This window comes from Streptomyces sp. SID5910, assembly GCF_009862125.1.
Lineage (GTDB): Bacteria > Actinomycetota > Actinomycetes > Streptomycetales > Streptomycetaceae > Streptomyces.
In genome coordinates this window covers 1-7,038 of sequence record NZ_WWHX01000439.1, presented here as the reverse complement: position 1 = coordinate 7,038, position 7,038 = coordinate 1, and the positions used below count along the sequence as shown (strand labels likewise).

The window sequence follows — 7,038 nt, the reverse complement described above, 5'->3', positions numbered from 1 at the left end:
TGCGGTGGGGATGAGATGGGTGAAGCCTTCGATGCCGACGGTGGCACCGTCGTGCACGAAGGCGGCGACGGCCTCCCTCATCGGCATGACCTTGCCGGCCCCGTCGGCCGTATGCGTCCGTTCCACGGTGCTCCTCGGCGAGTGTGTGCGGGTCGCCCTACCGTGTCAGCGGCCATTGAGTGCCGTCCAATACCGAATTAGGGTTGCATTAAGACAGCGTCGTAATGAATGGGTTTCCGGATGGAACTGCGTCATCTCACCGCCTTCACCGCAGTGGCCGAGGAGCTGCACTTCGGCCGGGCCGCCAAACGGCTGCAGATGGCCCAGCCGCCGCTCAGCCAGCAGATCCGCCAGCTGGAGAAGGAACTCGGCGTCCAGCTCTTCGAGCGCAACACCCGCTCGGTACGGCTCACCAGCGCGGGGGAGTCCTTCCTCGAACCCGTGCGGACCGTGCTGGAGAACCTCGACACCGCGGTGCGGGCCGCCAAGGCCGCCGGACGCGGGGAGTGCGGCCGGGTCACCATCGGCTTCGCCGGTGCCTCCAGCCACGAGACGCTGCCGCACCTGACCCGGGCCGTGCGCGCCGCACACCCCGCTCTGGAGCTGGTCATGAAGGGGCAGACGTACGCCAACGTCGCCCTCTCCCGGGTCGCCGACGGCTCCCTCGACCTCGGGTTCGTCCGCCTCCCGGTGACCCAGCCGGGCGTGGCCCACCGGGTGATCGACGAGGAGGAACTGCTGTGCGCGCTGCCTTCCGACCACCGGCTGGCCGAACTCGACAGCATCCCGATCGCCGTCCTCGCCGACGAACCCTTCGTCTCCTTCCCCGCGAACGCGGGCTCCACGGTGCGTGACGCGATGGTCCAGGTCTGCGAGTCGGCCGGCTTCAACCCGCGTGTGGTGCAGGAGGCCCCGGACTCGTACACGATCCTCGCCCTCGTCGCGGCGGGCGTCGGTGTCACCCTCACCGTCTCCTCCGTCCGGCACATCCAGCAGGGCGGGCTCGTGTACCGGCCCCTGGCCGGACCGCCGGTACGGAGGCAGGCCGCGCTCGCCTGGCGCACCGACAATCCGTCCGCCGCCCTGCGGGCCGTGCTCACGGTGGCCGAGGAGGCCCTGCCGACACCTCCGTCACTCCATTGAGACACGGAGGAAATGAATAGGTCGCCAACTCGGTATTGGACCGACTCAGTGGTCGGGTGCGAAGGTCACCCCCACACACCCGAACCGCCGAAAGGTGTTCCGCCGTGGCCGACCCCTCAGACGTCGTCATCTGCGCACCGCTGCGCACCCCCATCGGGCGGTTCGGCGGAGTCTTCGCCCAGCAGACCCCCGCCGCGCTCGCCGCACGCGTCATCGCGGAGGTCGTCGCCCGCACGGGGATCGACCCGGACCGGATCGACGAGGTGATCCTCGGACACGCCTACCCCACCTCCGAGGCACCGGCCATCGGCCGCGTCGCCGCCCTGGACGCCGGACTCCCCGACACCGTCACGGGCCTCCAGACCGACCGCCGCTGCGGCTCCGGACTGCAAGCAGTCCTCGACGCCGCCATGCAGATCCGGGCCGGCTTCAGCGACGTCGTCGTCGCGGGCGGCGTCGACGTGATGAGCGCCGCCCCCTACTACACGCACCACGGCCGCTGGGGCATCAAGGGCCCCGGCCTCCAGCTCCACGACGCGCTGGCCCGCGGCCGGGTCACCGCGGGCGGCGCACGCCATCCCGTCCCGGGCGGCATGATCGAGACCGCGGAGAACCTGCGCCGCACCTACTCCATCAGCCGCGCCGACCAGGACGCACTCGCCCTGCGCTCCCAGGAGCGGGCCGGCCGCGCGATCACGGAGGGGCGCTTCGACGCGGAGACGGTGCCCGTCACCGTACGCACCCGCCCGCGCTCGAACGGCGGGACCTACAGGGGCGAGACAGTGGTGACCGCCGACGAGCACCCCCGCCCCGACACGACCGCCGAGCAACTCGCCGCGCTGCGCCCGATCATGAGCGAGAGCGACCCGGAGGCAACCGTCACCGCGGGCAACGCGAGCGGTCAGAACGACGCGGCCGCCGCCTGCCTGGTCACCAGCGCCGCCACCGCCGAACGGCTCGGCCTCACCCCGCTGGTCCGGCTCGTCTCCTTCGCCCGGGCCGGTGTCCCCGCCGCCACCATGGGCATCGGACCGGTCCCGGCCACCCACGCCGCCCTCGGCCGCGCCGGGCTCACCCTCGCCGACATCGACCTCATCGAGATCAACGAGGCGTTCGCGGCCCAGGTGCTGGCCTGCACGCGGGAGCTCGGACTCGGCGAGAAGGACCACGAGCAGCGGATCAACGTCAACGGCTCCGGAGTCTCGCTCGGCCACCCGGTCGGCGCCACCGGCGCCCGCATCCTCGCCACCCTGGCCCACGAGATGCGCCGCAGCCAGGCCCGCTACGGCCTGGAGACCATGTGCATCGGCGGCGGCCAGGGCCTCGCCGCGGTCTTCGAACGCGTCACCGCCTGACCCCTCACCCACCGAGGCTGTTCACCCTCCGCGCCGCCGTCCCCGTACCCCTCACGCGGCGCGGGCGTCTCGGATGCAGCCCCGGTCGGTCATGCCCATCCGTCTGTACAACGATGTCCACAGGGAGCCACCCATGAGTGCGTCCACCGCCACCGCACGCGAGAAGACGAAGGCCGCCAACCGCGCGGGATTCGGAGCCTTCATCGGCTCGACCATCGAGTGGTTCGACTTCTACATCTACGGCACCGCGGCGGCACTCGTCTTCGACAAGGTGTTCTTCCCCGAACTCGAAGGCGCCGTAGGCACCTTGGTCGCCTTCGCCACCTTCTGGGTCGGCTTCCTCGCCCGCCCCGTCGGCGGCATCGTCTTCGGCCACTACGGCGACCGCCTCGGCCGCAAGAAGACCCTCGTCATCACCCTGCTGATGATGGGCCTGTCCACCACCGCGATCGGCCTGCTCCCGGGATACGCGTCGATCGGCATCGCCGCCCCGATCCTGCTGGTCTGCATCCGCATGATCCAGGGCATCGGCCTCGGCGGTGAATGGGGCGGCTCCGTGCTGATCGCCTCCGAACACGCCCCCAAGGGCAAGTCGGTGCTCTACGGGGCGTTCGCCCAGCAGGGCTCGCCCGTCGGCAACACCCTCTCCACCCTGAGCTTCCTGGCCATCAGCCAACTGCCCGACGACGCCTTCGTCGCCTGGGGCTGGCGCGTGCCCTTCCTCGCCTCCGCCGCGCTCGTCATGGTCGGCCTGCTCGTCCGGCTGAAGGTCGCCGAGTCCCCGGCCATGGCCAAGCTCATCGAGAAGAAGGAAGTCGTCAAGCTCCCGCTCACCGAGGTCCTGCGCAGCCACCCCGTGCTGATCGTCCTCGGCATCGGCGCCTGCACCATCGGCCTGTCGGCGACCTACTTCAAGTCGACGTTCGCCCTGTCCTGGGCCACCAGCTCACTCGACTTCGACCGCAGCTCGTTCCTCACGATCATCCTGGTCGCCAACATCACCCAGATCATCGTCCAGCCCTTCGGCGCGGTCATCGCCACCAGGATGAAGAGCTGGTCCCGCGCCGTGCTCGTGATGCTGGTGCCCGAACTCGTGCTGATGCCACTCATGTTCGTCCTCATCGGCACCGAGAACTACGGTCTCGCGATGCTCGGCGTCTCCGTCGCCACCATCCCGCACTGCCTGTACTACGCCGCGCTTGCCGGCATGCTCGCCAGCCGCTTCCCCGCCCATCTGCGCTACACCGGCATCTCGCTCTGCTACCAGCTGTGCGGCACGCTGCTGGGCGGTACGACGCCGATCATCGGCCAGTTCCTGCTCAACCGGACCGGCTCCATCACCGCGGTCATCGCCTACGCGGTCTTCCAGGTGGCGCTGACCCTGGGCTGCATGCTCCTGCTGCTCAAGCGCCCCAACCACGACGAGCAGGCCGCCGACCCCGCCGTCACCGCGTCCCGAACCGCCCCCGTCAGCGCCTGACCGTCCGGCACCCCCAGAACGGAGTACCGCCCATGCCCCTGACCGTGCACGGCATCCCGGAGATCCTCGCCCTCGGCGGACGCGACCTCGGGCACTCGGGCTGGAAAGAGGTCACCCAGGAACTCATCGACGCCTACGCCGACGTCTCCGGGGACCACCAGTGGATCCACACCGACGTGGCGCGCGCCGCCGACGGCCCCTACGGGCGCACCATCGCCCACGGCTACATGGTCCTGAGCTGGGGCATCCCGATGTTCGGCGAGCTGCTCCAGGTGACCGGGGTGGGACGCGCACTCAACTACGGCGTCGACCGCGTCAGGTACCCGGCGCCCGTCCCCGTCGGCAGCCGCGTCCGGCTGCACGCCTCGATCGGCGAGGTCAAGGAGGTCGCGCGGGGCGGGGTGCGGATGACGCGGGCGTTCACCTTCGAACTGGAGGGGTCGCGGAAACCCGCCTGTGTCGCGGAGTCGCTGACCCACTTCTGTCCCTGACCGGGCCTCCGCGCGTTCATACGGTGTGGCGCGATGAGTTCGGTCGCTTCTGCCAGTCTGTACGTACGTCGCGCGGTCCGACGACCTCGCGACGACCCGTAACTGCTGCTCTCGGAGAGAAGCTGATGACCGACACCACCTGCCACATGTCGATCTCCCTCGACGGTTTCGTCGCCGGGCCCGAGCAGAGCCGAGACAATCCGCTGGGCAAGCGCGGCCAGGAGCTGCACGGCTGGCACATCGGCGATCCGCGCGCGACCGAAGCCGACGAGACGGCCAACGGCTGGCTGATGCGCCCGCGTGGCGCCTACGTCATGGGCCGGAACATGTTCGGGCCGATCCGAGGTGAGTGGAACGAGTCGTGGGACGGATGGTGGGGCCCCGAGCCCCCCTACCACGCCCCGGTCTTCGTGCTCACGCGCTACGCCCACGAACCGATCGAGATGAAGGGAGGGACCACCTTCCACTTCGTCACCGAAGGCTTCGACGCCGCCTACGCGCAGGCGCTCGAAGCCGCCGACGGCAGGGGCGTGGACATCGCCGGTGGCGCTTCGACGGTTCGACAGGCACTCAGCGCCGGTGTGATCGATGAACTCACCCTCGACATCGCGCCTGTCCTGCTCGGCAGCGGCGAGCGCCTGTTCGACGGGTCCGAGACCTTCGACTACGAGCCCGTCGAGGTGCTGCACTCACCGCTGGCCACTCATATCCGCTACCGCAAACGCGACGCCGGCTGAGCAGCGTCCGGGCAGACCAGGGGCAGGAAGATCGTGTCGACGATCTCCTCCAGGACGTGTTCGGGCACCGGGGCGAAGGTCGAGAGGATCTCGTGGCGCAGCAGGACGAAGGGGAGGGTCTTGATGCGCTCGGTGAGCCGGTCCGGCTTGACCTCGCCGCGGGCGACGGCACGCTCGAAGAGAGCGTCGAGCGCTGCCGCGCGGCCCGTCGCGACGGGGTCGAACAGGCTGCCGGGGCTTTCCCCCGTCTCCCGGTGGTAGCTGGCCAGGTGCGCGTACATCACGGTGATCAGCTGCACGTGGGAGCCGGCGATCTCCCGCATGAGGGTGAGGAGGTCCTCCCGCAGGCTTCCCGTGTCGGGAACGGCGGGACGCGACTCCCTCAGGACGTGGACGATGGTGGCCTTGACGAGCGCGTCGCGATCGGGCCAGCGGCGGTAGAGAACGGGTGGGCTGGTGCCCGCGCGCTTGACGACGGCGTCCATGGTGAATCTGGCGTAGCCGTTGTCGGTGAGTTCGTCCCAGGCCGCATCGAGGAGCGCCTTCTCCAGTTCCGCGCCGCGGCGCCGCTGAGTCATTCTTGCCCTCGCAGACTTAGATAGATTTGCCTTTCTTACTGTAGCGGCCTACCTTGAGCAGAGTAAGAAAGAGCCCTCTATCTTAACGGGGTCGATCGTGAGCATTTCCCGCGAGGCGGAGCCCGTATCCGCTGATCCCGGCCGGGTGGACCCTGCCGTGCTGCGCCTGGCGATCACCCTGATCGTCGGCGCGCTCGGTGTCGTCTTCGACACCACCATCATCAGCGTCGCCCTGAACGACCTGGCCAAGGACCTCGACGCCGCACTGCCGACCATCCAGTGGGTCAGCACCGGCTACATGCTGGCCGTCTTCGTCGCCATCCCGCTCGCCGGATGGGCGCAGTCACGGCTCGGCGGTCGACGCCTGTGGGTCCTCGCACTGGCCGGCTTCCTGCTGGGCTCGATCCTGAGCGCGCTGGCCTGGAACGCCACCAGCCTCATCGCCTTCCGCCTCGTCCAAGGCCTCGCCGGCGGCATCATGATGCCGCTGATGTACACCCTGCTCATGCAGGCCGCCAAGGGCCGCGGTATCGGCAAGGTCATGGCCGTCATCACCGTCCCCACCGCGCTCGGCCCGATCCTCGGCCCCGTCCTCGGCGGCCTTATCCTCCATCTGGCCGACTGGCGCTGGCTGTTCCTCGTCAACATCCCCTTCTGCCTCGTCGGCATATGGCTCGCCTGTCGCGACCTGCCCGACGACCGACCCGCGCGCGATCAGCCCCGCGTCCGCCTGGACACGGTCGGCCTGTTGCTGCTCTGCCCCGGTGCCGCGGCCGTGCTCTACGGCCTCTCCCGGGTCGACGGCGACACGGGCTTCGCCAGTGCCCAGGTCCTCGTTCCGCTGCTCGGCGGGCTCGCCCTGGTCGGGGGCTTCACCGCCTCGGCACTCACCCGGGCGTCCACCCCGCTGGTCGACGTGCGCATGTTCCGTCACCGCTCGGTGGCCTCGTCGTCCGCCCTGCTCTTCCTCGGCGGGATCTCCCTGTTCGGGTCGATGATGCTGCTGCCCCTGTACTTCCAGCAGGTCCGCGGCGCGAGCCCCCTCGGCGCCGGACTGCTGCTCATCCCTCAGGGAGCCGGGGCCCTTGTCGCCCGCGGACTGGCAGGCACGTACATGGACCGTATCGGCCCCCGCGCGGTGGCGCTCGTGGCCTTCGCCTTCGTCGCCGCGTCCACCGTCCCGTTCGCCTTCGTCACCGCCGACACCGACGAAATCCTGCTCACGGCCGCACTGTTCGTCCGCGGCATCGCCCT

7 protein-coding genes and 1 pseudogene are annotated in these 7,038 nt (G+C 69.8%); 6 read left to right on the top strand and 2 right to left on the bottom strand.

The window, feature by feature from the left end:
• Window positions 1–126 (bottom strand): annotated as a pseudogene (locus tag GTW67_RS15525) (CoA transferase subunit A); the annotation flags it as partial.
• A 114-nt stretch (window positions 127–240) separates the two neighbouring features.
• Between GTW67_RS15525 and GTW67_RS15520 the strand changes: the two are divergent.
• The 5 genes from GTW67_RS15520 to GTW67_RS15500 all read left to right on the top strand — a co-directional run bounded on the left by GTW67_RS15520 (window position 241) and on the right by GTW67_RS15500 (window position 5,206).
• Complete coding sequence (locus GTW67_RS15520) at window positions 241–1,143, top strand: LysR family transcriptional regulator (protein ID WP_161162985.1); 903 nt, start codon at window positions 241–243, stop codon at window positions 1,141–1,143.
• Window positions 1,144–1,247: 104 nt separating this feature from the next.
• A complete protein-coding gene (locus tag GTW67_RS15515) occupies window positions 1,248–2,498 on the top strand; it encodes an acetyl-CoA C-acetyltransferase (RefSeq protein ID WP_161165407.1) in 1,251 nt (416 codons plus the stop codon).
• Window positions 2,499–2,631: 133 nt separating this feature from the next.
• A complete protein-coding gene (locus GTW67_RS15510) occupies window positions 2,632–3,978 on the top strand; it encodes an MFS transporter (protein WP_161165406.1) in 1,347 nt (448 codons plus the stop codon).
• A 32-nt stretch (window positions 3,979–4,010) separates the two neighbouring features.
• Window positions 4,011–4,469 carry a MaoC family dehydratase gene (locus tag GTW67_RS15505; RefSeq protein ID WP_161165405.1) on the top strand — a complete coding sequence of 153 codons (459 nt, stop codon included), beginning with the start codon at window positions 4,011–4,013 and terminating at the stop codon, window positions 4,467–4,469.
• Window positions 4,470–4,594: 125 nt separating this feature from the next.
• Entirely contained in the window at window positions 4,595–5,206 is a 612-nt protein-coding gene (locus tag GTW67_RS15500; RefSeq protein ID WP_161165404.1) for a dihydrofolate reductase family protein, read from the top strand.
• Here GTW67_RS15500 and GTW67_RS15495 read toward each other — a convergent pair.
• Window positions 5,182–5,784, bottom strand: coding sequence for a TetR/AcrR family transcriptional regulator (locus tag GTW67_RS15495; RefSeq protein WP_161165403.1), 603 nt, complete (start codon window positions 5,782–5,784; stop codon window positions 5,182–5,184). The two genes, GTW67_RS15500 and GTW67_RS15495, sit on opposite strands and share 25 nt — an antisense overlap.
• 97 nt (window positions 5,785–5,881) lie before the next feature.
• Between GTW67_RS15495 and GTW67_RS15490 the strand changes: the two genes are divergently transcribed.
• A partial coding sequence (locus GTW67_RS15490) for a DHA2 family efflux MFS transporter permease subunit (RefSeq protein WP_346010668.1) occupies window positions 5,882–7,038 on the top strand: 1,157 nt, incomplete at its 3' end.